Below are 23,927 nucleotides of genomic sequence, written 5' to 3' on the forward strand. Positions count from 1 at the left end.
ATGGCGGTTGTAAAACCTTTCAGGGCCATTAGGCCGGTCAAAGACAAAGCACCGTTCGTAGCCTCAAGATCGTACGAAGAATATAGCAACGACGAGTTGCGTTCTGTACTGCAATACAATCCTTTTTCGTTTTTGCACATCATCAACCCGGGGTTCAAATTCAACCAATCGGTCAAAGGTGCCGAACGGTTCAAACTGGTACACAACAGGTACCTCGAGTTTTTGGAGAACGGGGTTTTTTTAAAAGATGAAGCCCCCAGCTTTTACCTGTACCAAATCGGCAAGGAAACGTTCAAGAGCCTTGGTCTGTTCTGTGCCACGAGTGTCGCCGATTATGAGCAGGATGTCATTAAAAAACATGAGGATACCATCTTAAAGAGAGAACAGCTCTTTGCCGACTATCTTGAAACGGTAGGTTTCAATGCCGAGCCCGTTTTGATGACCTATCCTGACAACAAAGGGATAGCGTCGATTTTGCAAAACGAAATGCAGAAGCCCGCTGAGTATGATTTTACCACTCCAGATAAGATAAGCCATCGGCTTTGGAAGATTTCCGACGAACATACCATAGCCGATCTACAAGGGGCCTTCAAGGCCATTGAATGCCTCTACATTGCCGATGGCCACCACAGGAGTGCCTCATCTACACTATATGCCCAAAGAAAAAGGGCTGGCCAAAAAAAACATGCGGAATCGGCGCCCTATGACTTTTTCATGAGTTATCTGATTCCCGAGTCTGAAATCAAGATTTACGAATTCAACCGAATGGTAAAAGACCTGAACGGGCTTTCAAAAAAGGAATATTTAATACGGTTGGATGAATTCTTTAGAATTGAAAAACGGGATGACGACCTGTACCGGCCCACCAAGAAACACCATTTTAGCATGTATCTTGATGGGGAATTCTATTCGCTCTACCTGCGCAAAAAAGTTTATCGATTTACAGATGCGCTTAGCAAACTTGACACGCAGATACTCTACAAAACCATTTTAGAGCCCATATTGGGTGTTCACGACCTGCGCAACGACAAGCGCATTGCCTATGGCTATGGCAAGTACAATTTGATCAAGATGAAAGACAGCATTGACCAAGGCGACTTTAAGGTCGGTTTCAGTCTGGTGCCCATTACCACAGAAGAAATAAAGAATATTGCCGATGCGGGGTTGGTAATGCCCCCCAAGAGCACCTATATTGAACCCAAATTGCGAAGTGGACTTACGATTTATGAACTTTGAATTATGTCGATAAAAGAAAATCTTTTAAAAATAAAGGCCAGCCTTCCTGAAGGTGTCACACTGGTTGCGGTATCAAAGACAAAATCACCCGAAGAAATAATGCAGGCCTATGAAGCTGGCCACCGCGTGTTCGGTGAGAACAAAATTCAAGAAATGACCCAGAAATGGGAGGCGCTTCCCAAAGACATCGCATGGCACATGATTGGCCATGTACAGCGTAACAAGGTAAAATACATGGCTGAATATGTATCGTTGATTCATGGGGTTGACAGTCTTCGACTCTTGAAAGAAATCGACAAACAGGCCAAAAAACACGCTCGTACAATCGACTGTCTACTGCAGGTACACATAGCCGAGGAAGACACAAAATTCGGATTGAGCGAGCAAGAGCTTGAAGAAATGGTATCCTCAGAAACATTCCTTGATATGCAAAACGTGCGGATAAAGGGGCTTATGGGGATGGCCACCTTTACCGATGATGAGAACCAGATACGAAAAGAGTTCAAATACCTTAAATTACTATACATCGGCCTTAAGGCCAAACTCGATGGCATTGACACGCTTTCAATGGGCATGAGTGGTGATTATCAGATAGCCATTGAAGAAGGCAGTACCATGGTACGTATCGGAAGTAGTATCTTTGGAACAAGAAATTAATGGACAGAAGGGTTTTCAGCCTTTCAGGTCTTATGGAAAACAGCTGAATGTACGCCATACTTGATATTGAAAGCACGGGAGGCAAATACAATGAGGAAGGCATTATTGAAATTGCCGTTCACCGATTTGACGGGCATGAAGTGGTCGATACATTTATCAGCCTTGTAAATCCAGAGCGCGAGGTACAGCCTTATGTGGCCAAGTTGACCGGCATCAACAGCCGCATGCTCAAAACAGCACCCAAGTTTCATGAAGTGGCCAAACGAATCGTTGAGATTACCGAAGGAGCGGTATTGGTCGCCCACAACGCCCAGTTTGATTACCGTATCCTCAGAACCGAATTCAGAAGGTTGGGCTACGATTTTCAGCGAAAAACACTCTGTACCGTTGATCTATCAAAGCGATTATTGCCCGATGCTGAATCGCACAGTTTGGGCAAACTGGTGCGCTCGCTGGGCATTCCGGTAAGTGATCGGCACCGTGCCAACGGTGATGCCTTGGCAACGCTCAAGTTATTTCAGCTGCTGTTGGCCAAAGATACCGACAAGACCATTGTCAAAGACCTGGTACGGGCCGAAACCCTTGGTGAACTCTCTCCCCGCCAATTGGATATTGTCGAGGAAATGCCCCAAGAGACGGGTGTTTACTACCTTCACAACAGGGATGGGGACATTATCTATATCGGCAAATCAAAGAATATCAAAAGAAAGGTCAACCAACATTTTACCAACGGCAGCAAATGGGCCCGCAACCTCCAAAAGGAAACAAGAAGGGTAACCTTTGAAAAAACGGGCAGCGAATTGGCGGCCCTGTTGAAAGAATATGAGGAAATCAAAAAAAATACCCCGCCCTACAATACAAAAAAGGCCTATAACGGCTTTTCGTATGGGGTGTACGCTTATAAGGACCCAAATGGCTTCCTTGCGCTGAAAGCTGAAAGGGCCAATGGCCAACTCAAGCGTTTGAGCAGTTTTGGCAGTTTAAAGGCCACCAAGTCTTTTTTGAAGCAGCTTGCCGAACAACACGATTTAACGAAGAAAAAGTCCCCTAATGAGCACAATGCCAAGATAAAAGGACTTTTGAAAAAATACAGTACCCAAAACCGCGACATCGTGTTGACCGACAAGGGTCGAAAAATTGGCGAGCGTTCTGTATTTCTCATCAAAAATGGCTGTCTTGAAGGATATGGTTTCGTTGACCTGAACCATCAAATCAATAATATTCATATCTTAGAATCGCTGATTACCCCTATGAAAGGTGATGCACATACCACACACATCATCGAATCATACCTGCGCAAAGAAAAGACCTTAAAAATTGTTGAACTGAAGCAGTAATCGTTGAAAGTGGAAAAACCGAGCAAAAATTGGCGGGCCAAGCTTCATGAGGTGATATATGGTACCCATACCCGTGCGGGAAAAATATTCGACATTATTCTGCTGGTTGTCATTCTGTACAGTATCATCGTGGTCATGCTTGAGAGTGTGCCACGGTTTGACACCAAACATCATCGCTTTCTCGATATTTCAGAGTGGGTCGTAACCATTCTCTTTTCCATTGAATATATCTTAAGGATTATCTGCATTAAAAAACCGAGCAAGTATATCTTCAGCTTTTTTGGGGTTGTGGACTTACTTTCCACTATTCCCAAGTACCTGTCGTTCTTTGTAGTGGGCTCGCAATACATTACAGCCTTTAGGGCCCTGAGGCTACTGCGAATCTTTAGAATATTGAAATTGGTTCGTTTTGTGGGAGAATCTAACAACCTGCTGCGGGCCCTTAAGGCCAGCAGGGCCAAGATTTTCATTTTCGTATTTTTTATGCTGATCATCTCGGTGCTTCTGGGTACGGTCATGTACTTGATTGAAGGGCCAGAACATGGATTCAACAGCATTCCCCATAGTATTTATTGGACAATAGTAACACTGACAACTGTTGGGTACGGCGATATCTCCCCACAAACGGGTTTAGGGCAGTTTTTTGCAACACTCATAATGATTATAGGATATGGTATAATTGCGGTGCCCACGGGTATTGTCTCCGCTGAATACACACGTTCAGATAAGGCCCTTTCTGTAAGCAGCGGCAGAAGCTGTTCTGACTGTGGTGCAGAAATCCATAGAAACGATGCTTACTACTGTCGAAAATGTGGGCATAAATTGGAGGAAGATTGATGGCCAAAAAGATTTTGGTATGTATAATAGGCCCCACCGGTATTGGCAAAACCCGTTTGGCCATTGCCTTGGCCCAACATTACGACACCGAAATACTCTCTGCCGATTCACGGCAGTTTTATAAAGAAATGACCATTGGCACCGCAGTACCAACCACGGATGAGCTATCGGCGGCTCCGCATCACTTTATTCAGCACAAAAGCATTTTCGAAGCCTATACGGTAGGTGATTTTGAACGAGATGCCCTGGCCAAGCTTACCGAATTATATAAAAAGAAAGATTTTGTGATCATGGCCGGTGGTAGTGCATTGTATGTAGATGCCGTCGTCAAAGGGCTCGATGATTTCCCAGAGATTGACCCAAAAATCAGGAAGGCTCTGGTAACGGCACTGAATGAAAAAGGGTTGGCCCATTTACAGGAAGAGTTGAAAGAGCGCGATCCGAAATACTATAGATCCGTTGATCTGCAGAATCCACAACGTTTGATCCGAGCCCTTGAAGTATGTATGGCCACCGGCCAGCCGTACTCTTCTTTTCGAAACCAGAAAAAGGTTGTCCGCCCATTTAAAAGTTTCTATGTAGGCCTTCGCGCAGATAGGGAAACAATCTACGACCGAATAAACCAGCGGGTTGACCAAATGATGGCAGACGGTCTGTTAAAAGAGGCCAAGTCGCTTTATGCACACCGTGAACTGAATGCCCTGCAAACAGTGGGCTACAAAGAGCTGTTCGATTATCTTGACGGCACTGCTACCCTTGCCGAAGCAGTAGCAGAGATCAAGAAGAATACACGAAGGTTTGCAAAGCGACAGCTGACCTGGTATAGAAAAAAACCCTCTATACTTTGGGTCGATTACGATATGTCCACAGATGAAATAGTGGCCAAACTCAATCATAAAATAGCAACGGAATCATGAGTGCGACAAAGCGTGTGCTGTTCGTTATGGGGGTGTCAGGTACCGGCAAGACCACCATTGGAAAATTGTTGGCATCTTCGTTATCGGTTCCCTTTTTTGATGGGGATGATTTTCACCCTAAAGAAAATATTCAAAAAATGGCTTCGGGCAAACCGCTTGACGACCATGATAGGGAGGGTTGGCTGAAAACACTCAACGAACTTGCCAAGAAACACAGTGTCGCAGGTTGTACGATTGCCTGTTCAGCACTGAAAAGGAGTTATCGCAGACTGTTATCCAAAGACATTGAACATCTTGTGGAATTTGTTTACCTAAAAGGAACTTTGGAGGAGGTTTCCTCCAGGTTGGAGAAAAGAAGCGGACATTTTATGCCCAAATCACTGCTGCAATCGCAATTTGAGACCCTTGAACCTCCCACAGACGGCATTACGGTTTCTATTGCACTATCTCCCGAGCAAATCGTTGAGCGCGTATTGCTGCAACTGAACGGTAGCGATTAGTACAAAAAAAACATCCGATGAGGCGACAAGGATGGTTTTTTTTAATGTAAGCTAAAACAATTTCTACTTCTCTTTTTCAGACTTGACCACCAACCGGAAGCCCTCGCCGTGAATGTTCAATATTTCTACCAAATCATCGCGTTTCAAGTATTTTCTGAGTTTGGCAATGTATACATCCATACTTCTGGAAGTGAAATAGTTGTCGTCTCGCCAAATTTTGGTCAAAGCGAGCTCGCGCGGCATCAAGTCGTTTTCGTGTAGGGCCAAGAGCCTCAGCAGTTCGTTTTCTTTGGGTGAAAGCTTTATGGGTTCCTCATCTTTGTATTTTAAGAACCGTAGCTTCGAATTAAAATGAAAGTTTCCTATTTGAAATTCAAATTGTTTGCTGTCTGCCAAAGTGTTGGATGCCTTTCTTTGAAGAATTGCTTTAAGTTTCATCAACAGCACCTCAGAATCAAAGGGTTTGTTCAGGTAATCGTCTGCCCCGGCCTTATAACCCTTCAGCACATCTTCTTTCATCGTCTTTGCCGTCAAGAAGATAATCGGCACATTTTCGTTCTTTTCGCGAATTTCCTTTGCAAGGGTGAACCCATCTTTGTAGGGCATCATCACATCCAAGATACAGACATCAAAATTGTCTTTCTTAAACTTCTCAAAACCCTCCATCCCGTTCTTGGCAAGAACAACGTCAAAATTGTTCATTGAAAGATAGTCTTTCAGCACAATGCCAAAGTTGGGGTCGTCTTCAACTAAAAGTATTTTCTTGTTCTCTGTTTCCATAATTTTTTAAATTAACGGGAGTTTTATGTAGAAAGTGCTTCCTTTGCCCTTTTCGCTTTCTGCATAGACCTCTCCCTGATGGTCTTCAACAATTTTTTTTACGTAGGCCAGGCCGAGGCCATGTCCCTTCACGTTGTGTATGTCACCGGTATGTTCCCGGTAAAACTTTTCAAAGACCTTTTTTAATACCGCCTTGCTCATGCCGGCCCCTTGGTCTTGTATTTTTATAATCAATTGGTTCTTGACAACTTCAGTGTACACATCAATTTTTGGGGCATCGGGCGAATACTTCACGGCGTTGTCAAGAATATTGACCACCACGTTGGTCATATGCATTTCGTTTGCCAATATTTCAGAGCTTGGCGCCTCTAGGTGTGTCTTGACATACCCTCCCCTATCTTTTACGATCAATTCTATATGTGTAACGGCGTCTTCAATAATGTCGTGGGCATCTACCCTATCCTTACTTATATCCAACTGGTTTTTCTCCAGCTTCGATATGCGCAGTACATTTTCTACCTGTGCATGCATTCGCTTGTTTTCGTCCTTGATCATACCTAGGTAGCGTAACACTTTCTCTTGGTCTTCCAACGACTTCGGATTTCGTATGGCCTCAACCGCCAAATTGATGGTGGCTATCGGCGTTTTGAACTCGTGGGTCATGTTGTTGATAAAATCAGATTTGATCTCTGATATCTGTTTCTGCTTTATCAACTGGTAAATGGCACTTGAGTAAGCGATTACGATAACAAGCGTAAAAATGAGCGAAAGTGCCGCCATTCCAATAATCGATTCCAACAAGAACTTCTTTTTCTTCGGAAAAGTCAGTAACAGAGAAAAATTGGTATGCCCTTCACTGTCTTTAAAAATGGGGGCCCTATACATGCCCGATTCAGCAAATTTGAACTTGCGCGATTTTATTTTCGTGGGATATCCACTACTGTAAACTCCGTACTCGTAGTCGATGTCAATGCCCCTGTTTTTCAGCTCTTGATCCAAGAGCAACTCCAATTCCTGTTTTGAGACCCTTTTGTGTATGGGCACTCTTTTCGCGTACTCCATGAATACGTCTTCAAAGAGGGCCTTATCCATATTGCTGAGTCCTCCTAACTTTTCAAGTTTTTGAATTGGGGTCAGCTTATAGCTCTTTCCATCGAGCCCATAGTCTTCTTTAAAAATGATTTTGGTACGCTTACTGGTATAATTTTTTATAGAGGTGGTATCGTCACCACTGAGATTGTCAAAGAACGTTGATGTTATGCCATAATCTTCTTCGAGAATTCCATGGGAATAAAAAAGAATCTCATTCGAGTTCAAATCCCTGTCGACGAAGAAGAAGTTTTTCAATTGGGTAGCCTTAGGGCTCCCGATGCTATCTATCAGTGTGGCCAATCGGTCAAAATACTCCTTTCTCTCTCTGCTCTCAACCTTTTCAGCAACTTTGTCAAGAACATCGGCCACTACATTTGAGAACTGTTCCTCCTTATCTTCTACTGAAGTTTTGATCCAATATCCTTGAACAAAAATTATCCCGATCAGGGACATGCTCATAAGAATGACCAGAAGAACAAACAGCTTCTTGTTCATTGTGGTAAAATTAAAAATTTAACATTCAGCCCCTTTTCCGTTTAACCTAACCTTAACAAAAATGTTAAATTATTCAACCTTTGGGGATTTTATGAGCTCACGATGGATGGTCTCTACCTGTTTACGGGTGGTCTCAAGGTCAATGTTTTCGATTACAAAATCAGATTTTTCCTTTTTGTGGGCATCATCCAGTTGATTGTTGATCCTTGCCCTGACCTCTTCTTCAGAAACCTTGTCCCGTGCCGTGACCCTCTTTATCCGCATCTCTTCTGGCGCCGTTACCAAAACAACCCTGTCGAAACGGTCTTCCATACCATTTTCAAATATCAGGGCCGTTTCTTGAACGACATAGGGGGCAGCTTGTTTCTTGGCCCAATCGTAAAAATGCGACTTTACGGCCGGGTGAACTATTGCGTTCAGTTTTGAAAGCAACCCTTTGTTGGCAAACACCGCCCCCGCTATAAACTTGCGGTTCAGTTTTCCCTTCTTATAGGCTTTTTTTCCGAAAAGGTCGACGATGGCCGCGCGCATTTCTTTTGATTGGTTCATCAACTTTTTTGCTTCTTTATCAGAGTCATAGACCGGTACGCCCAATTTCTTGAACATTTTTGCCACAGTGGTTTTTCCGCTGCCAATACCTCCCGTCAATCCGATTATCATCATTTTGACTTTTCTAATATGAATTGTACTTGGTTCTCTTGTAACTTGACATCGTACGCTTTTTCGGGCCGTTTGTCAATTCTGAGCAGAAGGTGGTTCGATGGTCCGGCATTTTTGTAGTCGGCCACTACCCTAAAATCGTTGGCGGTAATGGTACGTAGGTATTTCACCCCCGCCTTGCACAATACCGACACCTTATTGGGAAACAGCTTTAGATCATATTCATCGGGAGGGTTCAGAACGGTGATGGGCACCTCAAACACCTTTTCAGAAAATTTCACCACCTTCGCTGAAACCGCTACGCTGTTCTGTGACAACACGCTGTTCTGCAGCCCTTCAGGAACCACAAGGTCCAGTTCTTTGGTAAAGTTGGCCGACAGGTTATTCAATTCAAGGGGAACTGTTGAAATTTCAGTAATGGACGCAACCTCTCGCTGGGGTCCTTTTATAACTATGGTAGCAGGTTCAACTTTTAGGGGGCCCTCGACAAAATGGTTCTGGCTTAGGTTTAAGGTAATATTTGGTTTTATTGGCACTTCTTTGGCCGTCACTTGGTACAAATCAATAAAGAGGGTATCCTCCTCCAACTCGATGAGCGAAGTGCTTTTGGCCAATTGTGCCTCTAAACTCTTTTTTAACTGCAGTGCATCAAGGTAATACCGACCCTTTGTTTCTCGAATGGCCGAAAGGTCTACCGTGATATTCTTTAGATTTAAGTTATAATATAGAAAACGAAATCCGTTGGCCCGAAGTTTTGTTCCCAAGGTATGGCTTGCCTCTTTTGAGAGCAATAGGGTATCTGGTAGATTGGTGTAGGTAAGGGTAAAGGTGACCCTAGACTCATAGGGCTCTGACAACTTGCTGACCAACCATGCCAGAAACGAGCAGGCCAGGCAAATCAAGAAAACCTTGACTTTTCGCCGGTTCAAGTTGCTAAACAGGTTTTTAATCACGTTTTTGAAGGTTCTTGAAGAACAGCTTCGGAAAAAGCTGTTCGGGTTCTTGATTACTAAAGTTAACCAAGATTGTGGACTTTATGAAACCCAGGCCATAGCCCGTAAACTGAACCACGCAGGCAAAAACCGATAAAAAGGCAACGGGCAGGCTTTTATTTTTTATGGCCGAATCGACAAAGACCAATATAAAATAAAGGCCATACAGGTACAAGGGCCAAAAAATGCCGATTGATGAAAGGCACAGTGAAACCAATAAACCAATCATAAAAATGGTGGGGAACCAGTAGGTCAACTTGGCGGTCTCAGGATGCCATTTGTTCAAAATGGGCCGTACCATTCCAAATTTATTGACCTGCTTGAAGTATTTGCCCCAATCAATACGGCGCTTATGAAAAACATGAGCATTTTCAAAGAGCCTTGTTTCGTATCCCATTTTCCATATGCGAAAGGTCAAATCTGGGTCTTCACCGGGATGGATATTACCAAACCCTCCGGTTTTTTCAAAGGCTTCCCTTGAGATGCCCATATTAAAACTTCGGGGCTGAAATTTGCCAATGGCCCTTTTTTTGCCACGGATACCTCCTGTGGTCAGAAATGAGGTCATGGCATAGTTGATGGCCTTTTGTACAGTGGTAAAAGATGAATGTGCCGCATCGGGGCCACCAAAACAATGCACAAAATCATTTTGCAAAGATTTATAGACCGTATTCAAATAATGGGAAGGCAGAACACAATCTGAATCAAGAACAATGAAATAATTACCCTTGGCCTTTTTCATTCCATAGTTTCTAGAATCACCGGGGCCGGTATTCTCTTTTTGATAATACGAAATGGAAAGCTGCTCTATGTACCTGCCGATCACACCTTCAGAAGTCTCGGTAGAACCATCTTCGATGATGACCACTTCAAACTCCCCGTCAAAATCTTGTTCCACAAGGCTCTGTAACAACTCATCGACCTCGTCGGGCCTATTGAAGACAGGAATTATAAAAGAAAGCTTTATGTCCATTACGTATAAAAAGGCCGTTGGAAACCAGCAATTTAAAGAGTCGAGCGCAATCGAGGCCAAGTTAGAGTGATTGCACTTTTAATGGCTTCGACTGCGCTCGAACTGACAAAAGATGTTTTTTGGCGGGCATCGTTATTTTGAAAACTCTTCGATAACCTCTTGGCTTACCCCCGTATTTGAAAAGCCACCGTCATGAAAAAGGTTTTGCATGGTCACCTTTTTGGTCAGGTCTGAAAAAAGGCTGACCGTATAATTGGCGCAATCCAAAGCGGTTGCATTGCCTAGTGGCGACATCTTCTCGGCATAATTGATGAATCCGTCAAAACCTTTCACGCCCTGCCCTGCCGTGGTCGGGGTGGGCGATTGTGAAATGGTATTGACCCGTACCTTTTTCTCTTTTCCAAAGAAATACCCAAAACTACGGGCAACCGATTCGAGGTAGGCTTTGTTATCGGACATGTCGTTGTAATCAGGAAATGTTCGCTGGGCAGCCATATAGGTAAGCGCTACAATGCTGCCCCACTCGTTCATGGCATCGGCCTTGTACAGTGATTGCATGACCTTGTGGAACGAAAGTGCCGAAACATCCCATCCTTTGGTGGTGAAATCATAGTTCTGGTCGGTATAGGCCCTACCCTTGCGCACATTGACCGACATTCCAATGGAGTGCAGAACAAAATCAAGCTTGCCCCCCAAGATTTCCATTGATTTTGAAACCAAATTGGCCAGATCCTCTTCGTTGGTGGCATCGGCAGGTATAATTTCTGAACCCGTTTTCTTGGCAAGTTCGTTGATCTGCCCCATGCGCATGGCAATGGGCGCATTTGTCAAGACGAAAGTGCCGCCTTCTTCATGAACGCGCTCAGCAGTTTTCCATGCAATGGAATTTTCATCCAACGCACCAAAAATAATTCCTTTTTTTCCTTTCAATAGATTGTATGCCATATCGTAAAAAGTATCGGTTTGATGTTGGCAAAGATAACAAGTTTAGGGCTTCCACCATTTTTAGTTTCTGTTGTTTCTTATTGGTTTCGTTGCGAACTGAGAGTTGAGGGTTTCAAGGGTGAAAAGTTAAAGGTTGTAGGTTCAAGGTTTCAGGTTTCTTCGTTCTATGGATCACCAATCACCGGGTACTGCTTAGCGATTATTGGCTACTGTTTACTGAGGATGGACACGAATTGTACGAATTATTGCCGGTCAATTTTGAACTTGATTCCTGCGCTAGACCTTTGAACTTGTGTGCTGTCAGGGAAATTGAAGCAACTGTTTGGCATGCGCCAGTGCGGAATCTGAAATGCTCTTGCCCCCCAACATTTCGGCAAGCTCTACCACTCGCTCACTTTCGGTCAATTGTTTGATGTGGGTGGTAGTGGCGCCACCCACCTCTTGTTTGTACACCTTGAACTGTGTTTGCCCCTTTGAGGCCACTTGTGGCAAATGCGTAATGGAGAATACCTGCATCGATTTGCTCATGCCCGACATGATATCGGCCATTGCGTTCGATATCTCACCAGAAACACCCGTGTCGATTTCGTCAAAGATCATGGTGGGTAAATGCTCATATTCGGCCAGAATCGACTTTATGGTCAGCATGATGCGCGAAAGTTCGCCCCCAGAGGCCACTTTTTTCAACTCACCATGTGCAGAGCCCTTGTTTGCCGAAAACAAGAACACCAGTTCATCTTTGCCATTTGATCGAAAAGCTGGTGCCAGTTCCAACTCAATCTTGAAGGTGGCCGACGGCATTCCCAATACATGCAGCTTTTTTTGCAACATGTTCTTTAGTTTCGGAATCACCGCGTTTCGATTTTTTCGCAACGATTCAGCCAAGGCGGTCAACTCGGTTTCCTTGCTGGCGACCCGTTGTTCTGCATCAGCGATCTCAGCTTCCAAATTCGCAACCTTACCCACTTTTGTGGAAAGGTCCTCCCGAATGCTGATAAGCTCTTCGACGGATGCCACTTGGTGCTTTTTCTGTAGGTCGTACAAAAGCTGTAGTTGTGTGTTCACTTCTTGTAGCCTTTCGGGGTTTGCCTCTACCCTGCCCTGAAGGGCATCCAACTCAACGGAAATATCGTCCAACTCTATAAAAACCGATTGAATGCGCTCGTGCAGCGCTTCAAAAGAAGGTCCATAGTCCGAAATGTTTTGGACCATCCGTTTTAGCTCGGCCAATTGGCCCAAAACCCCAATTTGTTCGTCATTAAGCAATTGATTGCCCTGCGAAAGGGATTCCAAAATGGTCTCCACGTTGCTCAACTGCCCATATTCTTCCTCGAGCTCTGATTGAACCCCCTCTTTTAAAGGGACAGACTGCAATTCTTGCAACAGAAAGCTATTGTAATCTTGTTCTTTTGCCGCTTGCGACTGAAAATCTAACAACGATTGCCATTCTTTCTTGGCCGAATTATAGGCCGATAAGGTTTCCCGGTACTGCCCCAGCAACTTTTGGTTTTCGGCAAGGGCGTCGATGACCTTCAACTGAAACTCGTTTTCTGTCAGGCGAAGTGTCTGGTGTTGCGAATGTACGTCTACCAGACTGTCTCCCAGTCTTGAGAGAATGTCCAAGGTAACCGGTGAATCGTTGATAAAGGCTCTAGACTTACCACTGGGCAAAATCTCCCTTCGCAAAATGGTCTGCTGCTCATAGTCAAGGTCGTTTTCCTCGAAAAATGGTTTCAGGCCATAATTACCGATAGAAAATTCAGCCTCGATGATACATTTCTCTTCTTCGTTTCGTAGGGAGGCTAGGTCGGCACGCTTGCCCAACACCAATGAAAGGGCTCCCAATAATATGGACTTGCCCGCACCGGTTTCACCCGTAATGGTCACAAAACCTTCCGGAAACGACACATTCAGATCGTCGATCAAGGCGTAATTTCTTATGGAGAGATTGGTGAGCACTTATCTTTACGTTACGGCCGTAAAGATAAAGGTCTTTGTAGAAATTGGCTAGTAATTTATCTCATTCCAGGTGCTGGAATAAAAAGGGGCCACCTTATTCAGCGTCTCTTTGAGCTTCACAATATCAACCTTGGGGCCGTCGGAGAAGATGTTCTGAATTTCCTCAGCCTTTGCATCAAAAAAGGTCTGTATCAAAAAGGCATTCGGCCTACGTTTCATCAACGTTTCAAATAGCCGAAGGCTTCCGGCAATGACCTGTTTTCCGGTACTGTTGTTGTCGGCCAAAATATCCAACCCTTTGCGGTGGTAGTTGTACATGGCAATGCGGTATTCCCGAAAGGAATTCGACAACAGGTTGTCTACCAACTCAAATCTTGTACGATCTCCGGTTTCTTGCCCCCATCCCGAGAAATTGGTGCCCTGTGCCTGGGTAACAATGTTCTGTGCCTTTCGAAAATATTCATCGCCACCTTCAAGGGAAAAGGTATCAGCATCCAATCCCAAAATAATGTAGACATAATATGAAATGACCCCCACCAGATTCGAGTCGAAAGAATTGGGGTTATAGACCAACGGCTCAAATTCTTGGTAGCGAAAATTGAAGGCGTTGTCTTTGTAATTGAACACCGGACTTTCGTATGAAGTGTTGAACACCGGCCTGTTCGATTGGATTTGTATGTTGGCCTCGAACTGATCCGATTCGTAACGGGTTACGGTAATGAACATTCGGGCACTGACCCGTTCATTTTCATTGTAGACGCGGTTCGTCCATTTGGTCTTGTTCACAAAATCGTTCAGAGAACGCTCCAACGTTTTGAAAATCTGTTGGTTGGTCTGGCCCACTTGGTCTGAATTGACCGTAACGGTGCAATCAAGTTCTTGGCCCCCCACGAACTGAAGGGCCAACAGACCTACCAAAAGCAGCAATAACCTATGCATTGATTCTAGCGATGATTTCTTTCCAAATATCAGCGGCCACCTCGGCCTTCTTCTTAACATCAAACGCTTTAACGGAAAGATTCTTGTCCACAAAAGTGATTTTATTCGTTCCCTGCCCGAAACCTGCCCCTTTATCGTTCAGAGAGTTCAACACAATGGCATCCAAATTCTTGCGTTGTAGTTTTGCCTTGGCGTTTTCGAGTTCGTTTTCAGTCTCCAAGGCGAAGCCTACCAAATATTGCTGTTTTTTCTTTTCGCCCATCGATAGCAAGATGTCCTTGTTTCTGACCAAGTCAATCTGAAGGCTACCATCTGTTTTCTTGATTTTTTGGTCAGCAACTTCTTTGGGGCGATAATCGGCCACGGCGGCAGCGGCAATGGCAATATCGGCTTTTTCATAGTGTTGGTGCACTGCAGCGTACATTTCGTCCGCGGTGGTTACACTAACTACTTGTATGCCGGGGTGTTCCACGGACAAGCTTGTGGGGCCAGACACCAGCACTACGGTGGCGCCAAGGTCAGCGGCCCTTTTGGAAAGCTCAAAACCCATAGTGCCCGAAGAGCGGTTGCCCAAAAACCGAACGGGGTCAATGGGCTCGTGGGTGGGGCCAGCCGTTATGAGTACGTTTTTGCCCACTAGGGGAAGACCCGAACGCAGAAAGTTCTCTAAAAACCGTATTATGGTTTCCGGTTCTGCCATACGGCCCTCACCGTGCAATCCACTTGCCAATTCTCCCGACTCGGCAGGTATCATCACATTGCCGAACGACTGTAGTTTTTTGAACGTTTCTTTGGTGGACGGATGTTGGTACATATCCAAATCCATGGCAGGTGCAAAAAGTACCGGGCATTTGGCCGAAAGATAAGTGGCCAGCAACAGATTATCGCAGGTTCCGTGGGCCATTTTTGACAAGGTGTTGGCAGTGGCCGGCGCTATCAGCATCAGATCGGCCCACAGGCCCAGTTCTACATGATTGTTCCATGAAAGGCTGCCATCTTCCTCATTGACAAAATCCATTAAAACAGGATTCTTGGAGAGTGTGGCAAGGGTAAGGGGCGAAACAAAAGAACTGGCGCTCTGGGTCATGACAATCTTGACCCGGGCACCAGCTTTTATCAATAATCTCGTGAGAAAGGTGGTCTTATAGGCGGCGATTCCTCCGGTAATTCCCAAGAGAATGTTTTTACCGCATAACATGCCTATTCTTCGTTATTGTCTTCCAAAGCAGTATTTCGGTAGTAGATTTTGTCTTCCAACCATTCTTGAACGGCCAAAGCGTGGGGTTTTGGCAGTTTTTCATAGAATTTCGAGACCTCTATCTGCTCTTTGTTCTCAAATACCTCTTCAAGGCTGTCACTGTAAGTGGCGAACTCTTCCAGTTTTTCCAGCAACTCTTTCTTGATCTCTGAGTTGATCTGTATCGCTCTTTTCGCCACTATGGAAATGGCCTCGTAGATATTGCCGGTTTTTTGGTCAAACTCGTCCCTATTGTAGGTTACGGTCGTGACAGGTGCTTTTGTATTCTTTAAATCGCTCATAAAACTAAAACTTGTTATTTCGAAAAATCTTGCATTTCGCGCATGACCTTGGCATAAAGATCATCTGCTTTTTTGGCATATTTGGTATCAGGAAATGATTTTTTCAGGGCGTTGTATGCGGCCACGGCGTTTTCCAATCGCTCCTGTTTCTTTGACAAAGTACTGTTGAGAGCAAGGTTTGTAGATGATTTCAATTTGTAATAGAAAGCATCTTCACGATAAATGGAACCTGGGTTCTCTGCGATAAAATTTTCAAGGGCCGTAATGGCCGAAATCAATACGGGATAATCAAACTCGCCCAATTTATCAAATTGCTTGGCAATCTCGAATTGCTTGCGCTCTTTTTTTGTGGTCAGCTCCCGGGCCATTTTGTTGGCCTCATCAAAATACTCCGAGTCTGGATAGGTATTGATGAACGCTTGTAGTTTTGAAAGGGCCTTATCGGTATCTGTTTGATCCAACGAATATCTGGGGGACAGCTCATAATAGCTCTTGGCCCCCAAAAAGGACGCCTGTTGGATCTTGTCACTGTTCGGATATGACTTTACAAAGCGCTCAAATTGGTAACCTGCCAAATAATAGTTGCCTGTTTGAAAGTAGGAGTCCGCAAAAAAGAACATAACGCGTTCACCCTGTGGCTTACCAGCATATTGCGGGGCAATCTGTTCAAAAAGGCGGTTGGCCCTTTTGTAGTCGCCCTCATTATAGAGCTTTTCGGCCATGTCGTATTTCTCTTTTACACTTTCGCTCTTGAGTGCCTTTTGGTACTCGCTACAAGAAGCAAAAAGAAAAACCACTGCCAGTATTGGAAGCAATAACCTCATTCTAAAAAAATATTTTGCAAAATTAGCGATAATCAATGGATATAAAAAATACCCTGCCGCCCAAAAATAACGGGGAAGTCATATCGTTTGAAGCTTTTTGGCGAAGATTTAACGCTCTATCGTGGTAACCCGTTGCGCCGATCTTAAGAAAGCCTTGATTTTTTGTTTCAAATGGGGCGTAGCCTCGACCAATGGCAGCCTGACCTTGGCGGTCGAAAGCCCCAATTGTTCAAATACCGCTTTTATCCCCGCTGGATTGCCTTCTTCAAAGATCAGCTCCATGCCCGACAAAAGGGCATGGTGTATCGCATAGGCCTCATCTGACCTGCCCTGCAACGCTAGGTTGACCATTTTCGAAAACTCGTTTGGAAGCCCCTGCCCCAGTACCGAGATAACACCAATCCCACCGGCCAAAATGGTGGGCAACGCTGTGAAATCATCCCCAGAAATGACCAAGAAATCCTCTGGTTTTTGTTTGATGATGGTGTTGATTTGCACCATATCGCCCGAAGCTTCTTTGATGGCGGCGATATTCTCGACATCATGAGCCAACCGTAAAGTGGTTTCTGGCTGCATGTTGCTTCCTGTTCTTGCCGGAACGTTATAGAGTATCACCGGTACCGGGGAAGCCTTGGCGATGGCACGAAAGTGTTGAAAAATGCCTTCTTGGGTAGGTTTGTTATAATATGGTGAAACGGAGAGAATGGCACAGAAATCACTTAAATTAAAGGCGGCGAGGTCGTTGACCACCGCTTGGGTATTGTTGCCGCCCATGCCGACCACGAGGGGCAAACGCCCCGCATTTACCTTGGCAATGGTGTGCATCAAATGTTGTTTTTCATCTTTTGAAAGGGTAACCGATTCGGCAGTGGTGCCCAATGCCACCAAATAATCAACCCCACCGGCAATACAATGCTCAATTATCTGTTCAAGGGAGCGGTAATCGACCGAACCATCATTTTTAAAAGGTGTCACCAAAGCGACCCCGGTGCCCATCAACTGTTCCATTATTCAACTTCGTTCAATACTTTCAAATATTTGTGCAACTCTGCCTTGAAAACCTTAAAGTCTTGATATGGGGTATGCAATATAAGATCGTTCAACTTGGTATCGACCTCTGCAAAACCGACCTTGATACGGGCTGCAGTCTTCACCGAAAGCAGCTTCATCATCAGGTTGTCGTCGGTATAGTAGTTTATCAAAAGATCATATTCCCTTCCCAAAAATTCAAGAACGTATCCGTTTTCAATTTCCCCCTTCCAACCTAAATCCTTATCAGAGAACATGGGTATGGCGTATGGGGAGTTTTTGTCATATTCCCTTTTATAGCCGATGATCTTTATGGCATTCGGTCTCAGTGAAAGTTCTTGTATCAGTTCGTAAAAGCTTTCTGCCTTCGGAAACCGGTCAACATCAACGATACAGGCAATACTTGAAACACCATGGCCTCTAGATACCGATACCGTCGGATTCTCGAGCTCTTCCTGCAGATACTTTAGGCCTGATTTAACTTTAAATTTATCCTGAATGGCCTTGAATACCATATATTTTTCACATTTTTACAAATGTAAATAATATACGAACATCTAAAGACAAAGATAACCAGAGTGAAGCTTTTAAAAATAAAACATTTTGTTATTTTTATAACATTTGTATTTTTTTCCTGTAAGGATACGCCTTTAAAGCTTCAAGAAATCAAAGGAGAGCAATTTACGATAACAGAAAAGCTCTCTTCCGTAGACTCCTTGGAAACTGTAATCGATCCCTACAGGCAACGCCTGAACCAGATAATGGACAGCGTGCTTACCTATGCCCCGAGAACATTGAACAAAGAAGACGGCGAACTGAACACATCAGAAGGCAACCTGATGGCCGATATTATTTTGAGGCAGGCCAACAAAGTCTTTCAACAACGAACGGGCAATAGCGTCGATTTTGTGGTGCTCAACCATGGTGGCATTCGCTCTGTGATATCAAAAGGCCCCGTTACCATTCGAAATATTTTTGAGGTAATGCCCTTTGAAAACAACATAGCTATTGTAGCCATGCAGGGACGGACAGTTCGTGACCTTATATCGTTTTTGGTCAATGCCAAAAGGGCGCATCCCATCTCAGGCCTGCAAATAACCCTTGACAAAGAAGGTGGTTTGGCTTCGGTCTTCATCAATGGCGAGCCTTTCGATGAAAACAAAAAATATTATGTCGCCACATCAGATTATCTGGTGCAAGGAGGCGATGATATGGGGTTCTTTAAAAATACCGATGAGGTCATCGAATTGAACTACCTTGTTCGAAATGCCATCATCGATTATCTAAAGGAGATCGATACCCTGAATGCTACTGTCGATAACCGATTTATACGCCTTAAATAGATGAAGCGACGCACATTTTTGACCAGAACAGCGGCAGCTACGGCCTTTACCGGCCTTGGCGGACTTTCGCTTGAAAGCTGCAAGGCCCTGGGCCAAAAGCACATCACCGTTCTGCACACCAACGACGTGCACAGCCACATAGACCCTTTTCCAACAAATCATTCTCGGTACCCCAACTTGGGTGGGGTTTCGCGCCGCGCTTCATTGATCGGCCAAATACGTGACGAAAACCCCAATACGCTGCTCTTTGACGCCGGAGACATCTTTCAGGGCACCCCATACTTCAATTTTTACGGAGGTGAGCTGGAATTCAAGCTCATGAGCATGATGAAATACGATGCGGCCACCATAGGCAACCACGATTTCGACAATGGTATTGAAGGGCTTTTGGCACAACTGCCCCATGCAAAGTTTGAACTGCTCTCGGCCAACTATGATTTTTCGAACACCGCATTGGACGGCTACGTGAAACCTTATCGTACCTACACGATGGAAGGAATAAAAATCGGGGTGTACGGTATCGGCATCAAGTTGGCGGGGCTTGTATCACAAAAGCTGTACAAAGAAACCCAATACCTAGATCCTTACGAAATCGCCCTTGATGCCGAAAGGCAACTCAAAGAAAATGAGCGTTGCGACCTTATCATCTGTCTGTCCCATCTGGGCTACGATTATGAAGGCAATGCCAACCGTGCCGATGATGTTACCCTAGCCTCAAAAACCGAGCATACCCAATTGATTATCGGCGGGCATACGCATACGTTTTTGGATAAGCCAGATGTGCGCACGAACAAAAACGGAAGTCCGGTGTTGGTGAACCAGGTAGGCTGCTATGGTGTCAATCTGGGCCGGATCGATTTTTACTTTGATACCGCCAAACAAGTATCGGCCGAGGGCATCAGCATTTCGGTCTAGCACTGTAACGATAGATGTCGACCTTTGTCTTTAGGTAAATCATCAATCAATAACATATGCAAACTTTCATCAAAATGATGCTGTTGCTGATCAACGGCATCGCAATTTCTCTTTCTACCCATGGTCAAGCCAAAACCGTTTTCCATGATGTCCATTTCTATGAATCCTTGGTTGAGGTAAAAGAAAAAATCAGTCCTCACATACTATCGCACAAATGTTGTTGAAATCGACCCTCTGAGCTTTTCATTGGCCAAAAACAGCGAGTCACACCTGTTGTGCACCAATTTACGTACCAAAAACGGTACCCTTGCCCAAGTTGTCTTCACCTTTGCCGACAACAAACTGCACTATATCGAAGCCAGGGGCAATGCATTTGGCTCATTGATGCCTCTCGGAAAGATACGGCGGCTACCTTTATGAAATACAATGCTTTCTTTGATGACAGGCTCATCGGCGACCCAGAAAAAGATTTAGTCTGGCAATTGACAGAAGAGGCCACCCATCCAAATTTGTTTGCCTGGGAAAATCCGTATTTGACGGAAGGTAAGGCCATTGGTCTGGAGTCCAACCCGTCGGGAAAAATCCCAGTATTCATTAAAATGGGCGGTAGTTTGGATGACCTCCGCCCAAAACTGGAAGCGCACTCCCTGTTTTGTCCATGAAATGTAGTTGGACGGTTCAGACCCGAATGCACAATTGCAATTGAACTGCTTTGGCATAGAATATGCCGGCTTTCCCAGAAAAATAGAGGCCCGTTTTGGCGACGGAAAACTGAATATGGTCTGGATTTTAACGGGTAAAGTTGAAGAGAATCGTATTCGGGAAAAATTGAAGGCCGAATACGGCGAACCCGTATTTGTGAACGATGCCTGGGAAATTTTTGACGGTTGGACGGTTGGTCTCAGAAAAGACAAGCCCGAATTGCTCTTGCTCACCAAAGAGCTGGGGCAATTTTACAAGAAAGAATATTTCAAGCAGTAATGGCAGTTACATACCACTTTTGATGTAAACCAGGTGTTGTTTTCTGCCATCTGCACACGAATCGCACAAATTGCTACAGGATGGCACCCTTCCTTGTAAGAAATTTACTAGCTTACAGGATAAACAAAGGCGCTTCAAATGGAAAAAGTACAGATTTTCTGGGATCCCAGTGGTATCGAACTCGACCAATTGGGCAAAAAGACAAAATCGGGCGACCCCGCCGATGGCGACACACCTTATGTGCGAATGCCCATACGCATGTTGGGCATCGACACACCTGAGACCAGCTATCAAGGTGGTGAGACCACCGCTAACAACAAACTGAACGAATTGAAAACGCTGCTTGAAACGGGAAACTTTGATAGTTGGATCGACCCTGAACTCAAGGCCCATATAGTGCCCCGATTGGTCAGTGCCGGTACAAGGCAGATAACACAGGGTAACCAAGCCAAAACGGTGTTCAAACAATTACTCGATACACGATTGGCCAAACCCAACGGTACAAACCGCAGTCTTTTTGTCATGGCAGCCGACGAACACTTTGACCGGTATGGACGCCTACTGGCCTACATTGCGCCCAGTTTTACAAAGACCGAGCTCGCCACGGTAAGTTTAGAGCAACGCAAGACCTTTAACCTGTTGTTGTTGGAGTCGGGCTGGGCCAGCAGCATCATTATCTACCCCAACCTACCCAAAAACAGTGATTTACGGTTAGCGCGAACCGCGGTCAAAAACGCAGTTGAAAACAACCTCGGTGCCTGGGCCGACCCGTTGATGCTAACGGCCTACGAATACCGTATGTGCATAAAGCTCTACAATGCCTGTAAAAAGGCAAAGGCGAGCAATGGTTTTTTTATCAGGGAATCTGACTGGGTACAACGCTACTGTATCGACATGACCACCCTTAAGGTCTACAATCCACAGCAATATTTAAAGGTAAAACCTGAAAACCGCCTATTTATCTGGCCCTTTGAAATTCGTGATGCGGTGGGCGAACTGAATTTGATCGCAGCGGAATAAACTGAGCATTTTTTTGGTCCAGTCTACAACAAGCCATCTATTTTGGTGGCTATGCTTATTTTTATTTGGAATATGAACAGGTAAGCCACAAGTATAGGTTGAATGAATAAATTAGATTTTAGCATATTATTGAGAGTAAAAGGTCTGGACACAGTGGACATAAAAAAGAAAATGAAGGAGAAAGGATTTGAGGATTCTGAAATACAGTACTATTTAAAAAGATCGGATGAAATCTTTCTAAATCAGTCCATGCACTACAAGGGGTTGAAGTCTAAAGGAAAAAACAAGAATGGCATAAAAATGATAGCTCTAGCACTTATTCTTGTGCTCTTAGTTAATGTTTTTTTTGGTTTCGCCACTATAGGCTTAGTGGGACTTTTTATTATATGGAGTTTAGTCAGATCTAGTTCCTACAGGAGATAAGGAAAACGAAGAATATACCCTCGCTACAACTTGTTTCCAACGAGCGGTTAGCGCCATGTTCATGTTAGTCCCAAAGACTATCGGAATACACCGGTAGTTTCACAAATCCCCTACAGCGAAAACCAATTTTTGTGATTCCTCCCCCACCTAAGACGCATTCAGAATAACAGAACACCCCTCACCCATTGACTGCTGCCCAGGGCGGTGCAACCAAGGGAATCATTCATTTTCTTATAACAGCCTCTACCAGCACCTTGAGTTCTTCTTCTAAACTAATTTCAGGAAAAGGCTTTCCCGCCTGTCGGTACCAATACCGTGCATTCCATTCATCACCCTCTTTGCGATGCAGATACGCATGGACCCATTTGGCCATGGCGTCGCTTAAGTGATCCACCAAATCGTGCGCTGCATGCCAATCGCCCTTGGCATCGAACCACAGAGCTCTTAGGGCCACAGGCCACTTTTCTGGTGGGGCCGGCCATACAAGGGTTTCTTGAAACTCGCCAATGTTATACGGTATCGTCATCGTTAATGTATTGAGGCCATGCAATATGGGCCACCAGCCCTCCGCTGACCATGATCAAAAAATGGTATTCGGTATCCAGTTCTGGCAAGAACGGGGCCATGGCCGCCAACACTATGGAAAGTACGACGAAGACAAAAAAACCCGATAGTTCTTTTCGTTTGGTCGCTACCTTGCGGTTATAAAAAATCTTGGCGATGAGCCCGCCCAACAGAAAATTGAGCCAGAGCCACTGGGTTCGGTTGTCTCTGACCACCTCGCTGAAAGTGGGAACAGTGTCTTTCAGAAAAACGGCCAAGATGATGTCGACCGCTATCATAACACCAAAGATAACAGCCATGACCACTCGAATTTTTTCGATGGTGTTGAGATGTTTTTTAATGAAAGATCGTATAGATTTCATCTTTTAATCCATCTTTCTAGTTCTGTTCCTTAAAGATATATCACACCCATTAAGTTCTTGGAATAACGAGACCCCGACTTCCGACGGGGTTGGTTCAACCCAGTATTTTACCTGCTCGGTATAACCTGATTGGAAAAATACAGCTTCTCTAAAGTTCTGTGACCAAATAAAATGTCCGTATGCCAACCCAGCAACCAACAGTATTGTAAGAAACAGGTTTGACTTTTTGAAGGGAACCCAAAAGCCAATGGCGAGCATCACCAACGAAATGCCAAAGACCAGCACCACGGCCAACCAGCTTTCGATGTTGAGAATATTGGTTTTGGCTCCTAAAAAAAGATGCCCCATAATGGCACCAAGGGCAAAGGGCACAAAGAAAAACTGCTTTTTTGAAGCCTCGAGTAAAATGATGTTGGTGGTATCGTCTTCAAGCTCGTTGAGGTTAAGATAAACCTCGAACACCACATATACTAAGGCAAAAAAGAGCATAATGTACATGACCAACCGGTAAGACTCGGGCGTAAAGATCGATTCCATACCCCCAAGATATAGTTTAGTGTGGATTCGATATAAATTTCCAATGGCTTTTTTTGATGTTCAATTGTTTA

28 protein-coding genes are annotated in these 23,927 nt (G+C 44.6%); 11 read left to right on the top strand and 17 right to left on the bottom strand.

All coding sequences use genetic code 11. The annotated features are described in order from the left end of the window. From VC82_RS14965 to VC82_RS14990, 6 genes are read left to right on the top strand one after another with little or no spacing between them, the layout of a single operon-like run. Entirely contained in the window at window positions 1-1,236 is a 1,236-nt protein-coding gene (locus VC82_RS14965; protein ID WP_045803080.1) for a DUF1015 domain-containing protein, read from the top strand. Between the two features lie 3 nt (window positions 1,237-1,239). Continuing rightward, window positions 1,240-1,893, top strand: coding sequence for a YggS family pyridoxal phosphate-dependent enzyme (locus VC82_RS14970; RefSeq protein WP_045803081.1), 654 nt, complete (start codon window positions 1,240-1,242; stop codon window positions 1,891-1,893). 47 nt (window positions 1,894-1,940) lie between these two features. Further along, on the top strand, window positions 1,941-3,230 hold the full coding sequence (locus VC82_RS14975; RefSeq protein WP_045803082.1) for an exonuclease domain-containing protein: 1,290 nt from the start codon (window positions 1,941-1,943) through the stop codon (window positions 3,228-3,230). A 3-nt stretch (window positions 3,231-3,233) separates the two neighbouring features. After that, window positions 3,234-4,067, top strand: coding sequence for an ion transporter (locus tag VC82_RS14980; protein WP_045803083.1), 834 nt, complete (start codon window positions 3,234-3,236; stop codon window positions 4,065-4,067). Next, the gene (gene miaA / locus VC82_RS14985) at window positions 4,067-4,984 is read left to right on the top strand and encodes a tRNA (adenosine(37)-N6)-dimethylallyltransferase MiaA (RefSeq protein ID WP_045803084.1); all 918 of its coding nucleotides are present in this window, start codon (window positions 4,067-4,069) and stop codon (window positions 4,982-4,984) included. Before VC82_RS14980 ends, miaA begins: the two co-directional genes overlap by 1 nt. Next, window positions 4,981-5,484, top strand: a complete 504-nt coding sequence (locus VC82_RS14990; protein WP_045803085.1) for a gluconokinase — start codon at window positions 4,981-4,983, stop codon at window positions 5,482-5,484. Before miaA ends, VC82_RS14990 begins: the two co-directional genes overlap by 4 nt. 63 nt (window positions 5,485-5,547) lie before the next feature. Here VC82_RS14990 and VC82_RS14995 read toward each other — a convergent pair whose 3' ends face one another. The 13 genes from VC82_RS14995 to VC82_RS15055 form a co-directional block, all read right to left on the bottom strand. Then, window positions 5,548-6,264 carry a response regulator transcription factor gene (locus VC82_RS14995; protein ID WP_045803086.1) on the bottom strand — a complete coding sequence of 239 codons (717 nt, stop codon included), beginning with the start codon at window positions 6,262-6,264 and terminating at the stop codon, window positions 5,548-5,550. A gap of 6 nt (window positions 6,265-6,270) precedes the next feature. Next, window positions 6,271-7,851, bottom strand: coding sequence for a sensor histidine kinase (locus tag VC82_RS15000; protein ID WP_045803087.1), 1,581 nt, complete (start codon window positions 7,849-7,851; stop codon window positions 6,271-6,273). Between the two features lie 69 nt (window positions 7,852-7,920). Further along, window positions 7,921-8,514, bottom strand: coding sequence for a dephospho-CoA kinase (gene coaE, locus VC82_RS15005; RefSeq protein ID WP_045803088.1), 594 nt, complete (start codon window positions 8,512-8,514; stop codon window positions 7,921-7,923). Further along, window positions 8,511-9,464: a CdaR family protein gene (locus VC82_RS15010; RefSeq protein ID WP_045803089.1), complete on the bottom strand. Its 954-nt coding sequence runs from the start codon at window positions 9,462-9,464 to the stop codon at window positions 8,511-8,513. The genes coaE and VC82_RS15010 overlap by 4 nt, the downstream gene beginning before the upstream one ends. Beyond that, window positions 9,457-10,476 (bottom strand): glycosyltransferase family 2 protein, encoded by a 1,020-nt coding sequence (locus VC82_RS15015; RefSeq protein WP_045803090.1) that lies wholly within the window; start codon window positions 10,474-10,476, stop codon window positions 9,457-9,459. Before VC82_RS15015 ends, VC82_RS15010 begins: the two co-directional genes overlap by 8 nt. 132 nt (window positions 10,477-10,608) lie before the next feature. Further along, on the bottom strand, window positions 10,609-11,421 hold the full coding sequence (locus tag VC82_RS15020) for an enoyl-ACP reductase FabI (RefSeq protein WP_045803091.1): 813 nt from the start codon (window positions 11,419-11,421) through the stop codon (window positions 10,609-10,611). A 300-nt stretch (window positions 11,422-11,721) separates the two neighbouring features. After that, a complete protein-coding gene (recN, locus tag VC82_RS15025; protein ID WP_045803092.1) occupies window positions 11,722-13,380 on the bottom strand; it encodes a DNA repair protein RecN in 1,659 nt (552 codons plus the stop codon). 48 nt (window positions 13,381-13,428) lie between these two features. Next, on the bottom strand, window positions 13,429-14,319 hold the full coding sequence (gene porD, locus VC82_RS15030) for a type IX secretion system protein PorD (protein ID WP_045803093.1): 891 nt from the start codon (window positions 14,317-14,319) through the stop codon (window positions 13,429-13,431). Then, window positions 14,312-15,517 (bottom strand): bifunctional phosphopantothenoylcysteine decarboxylase/phosphopantothenate--cysteine ligase CoaBC, encoded by a 1,206-nt coding sequence (gene coaBC / locus VC82_RS15035; protein ID WP_045803094.1) that lies wholly within the window; start codon window positions 15,515-15,517, stop codon window positions 14,312-14,314. The genes porD and coaBC overlap by 8 nt, the downstream gene beginning before the upstream one ends. A gap of 2 nt (window positions 15,518-15,519) precedes the next feature. Beyond that, window positions 15,520-15,858 (bottom strand): DNA-directed RNA polymerase subunit omega, encoded by a 339-nt coding sequence (locus VC82_RS15040; protein WP_045803095.1) that lies wholly within the window; start codon window positions 15,856-15,858, stop codon window positions 15,520-15,522. 14 nt (window positions 15,859-15,872) lie between these two features. Next, a complete protein-coding gene (locus VC82_RS15045) occupies window positions 15,873-16,682 on the bottom strand; it encodes an outer membrane protein assembly factor BamD (RefSeq protein WP_045803096.1) in 810 nt (269 codons plus the stop codon). A 108-nt stretch (window positions 16,683-16,790) separates the two neighbouring features. Continuing rightward, complete coding sequence (dapA, locus tag VC82_RS15050) at window positions 16,791-17,690, bottom strand: 4-hydroxy-tetrahydrodipicolinate synthase (protein WP_045803097.1); 900 nt, start codon at window positions 17,688-17,690, stop codon at window positions 16,791-16,793. Beyond that, window positions 17,690-18,226 carry a DUF6913 domain-containing protein gene (locus VC82_RS15055; protein WP_045803098.1) on the bottom strand — a complete coding sequence of 179 codons (537 nt, stop codon included), beginning with the start codon at window positions 18,224-18,226 and terminating at the stop codon, window positions 17,690-17,692. The genes dapA and VC82_RS15055 overlap by 1 nt, the downstream gene beginning before the upstream one ends. Window positions 18,227-18,289: 63 nt before the next feature. On the opposite strand from VC82_RS15055, the gene VC82_RS15060 reads away from it, so the two are divergent. Together VC82_RS15060 and VC82_RS15065 are read left to right on the top strand one after the other, a co-directional pair. Next, window positions 18,290-19,054, top strand: a complete 765-nt coding sequence (locus VC82_RS15060; protein WP_045803099.1) for a 5'-nucleotidase C-terminal domain-containing protein — start codon at window positions 18,290-18,292, stop codon at window positions 19,052-19,054. Then, entirely contained in the window at window positions 19,055-19,969 is a 915-nt protein-coding gene (locus tag VC82_RS15065) for a metallophosphatase (RefSeq protein ID WP_045803100.1), read from the top strand. Here VC82_RS15065 and VC82_RS15625 read toward each other — a convergent pair. After that, a complete protein-coding gene (locus VC82_RS15625; protein WP_157518166.1) occupies window positions 19,966-20,115 on the bottom strand; it encodes a hypothetical protein in 150 nt (49 codons plus the stop codon). The two genes, VC82_RS15065 and VC82_RS15625, sit on opposite strands and share 4 nt — an antisense overlap. A gap of 270 nt (window positions 20,116-20,385) precedes the next feature. Between VC82_RS15625 and VC82_RS15070 the strand changes: the two genes are divergently transcribed. The 3 genes from VC82_RS15070 to VC82_RS15080 all read left to right on the top strand — a co-directional run bounded on the left by VC82_RS15070 (window position 20,386) and on the right by VC82_RS15080 (window position 21,970). Beyond that, window positions 20,386-20,631: a hypothetical protein gene (locus tag VC82_RS15070; RefSeq protein WP_045803101.1), complete on the top strand. Its 246-nt coding sequence runs from the start codon at window positions 20,386-20,388 to the stop codon at window positions 20,629-20,631. A gap of 7 nt (window positions 20,632-20,638) precedes the next feature. Further along, complete coding sequence (locus VC82_RS15075) at window positions 20,639-20,950, top strand: hypothetical protein (protein WP_045803102.1); 312 nt, start codon at window positions 20,639-20,641, stop codon at window positions 20,948-20,950. A 138-nt stretch (window positions 20,951-21,088) separates the two neighbouring features. After that, window positions 21,089-21,970 (top strand): thermonuclease family protein, encoded by an 882-nt coding sequence (locus tag VC82_RS15080; protein ID WP_045803103.1) that lies wholly within the window; start codon window positions 21,089-21,091, stop codon window positions 21,968-21,970. Window positions 21,971-22,616: 646 nt separating this feature from the next. Here VC82_RS15080 and VC82_RS15090 read toward each other — a convergent pair. Genes VC82_RS15090 through VC82_RS15100 form a run of 3 tightly spaced genes read right to left on the bottom strand, consistent with a single transcriptional unit; the run spans window position 22,617 to window position 23,856 of the window. Further along, complete coding sequence (locus VC82_RS15090; protein ID WP_045803105.1) at window positions 22,617-22,919, bottom strand: hypothetical protein; 303 nt, start codon at window positions 22,917-22,919, stop codon at window positions 22,617-22,619. Next, window positions 22,903-23,319: a hypothetical protein gene (locus VC82_RS15095; protein ID WP_045803106.1), complete on the bottom strand. Its 417-nt coding sequence runs from the start codon at window positions 23,317-23,319 to the stop codon at window positions 22,903-22,905. The genes VC82_RS15090 and VC82_RS15095 overlap by 17 nt, the downstream gene beginning before the upstream one ends. A 3-nt stretch (window positions 23,320-23,322) precedes the next feature. After that, window positions 23,323-23,856: a hypothetical protein gene (locus tag VC82_RS15100; RefSeq protein ID WP_179944601.1), complete on the bottom strand. Its 534-nt coding sequence runs from the start codon at window positions 23,854-23,856 to the stop codon at window positions 23,323-23,325. Between the last annotated feature and the right edge of the window lie 71 nt (window positions 23,857-23,927).

This window comes from Flagellimonas lutaonensis (genome assembly GCF_000963865.1).
Classification (GTDB): domain Bacteria; phylum Bacteroidota; class Bacteroidia; order Flavobacteriales; family Flavobacteriaceae; genus Flagellimonas_A; species Flagellimonas_A lutaonensis.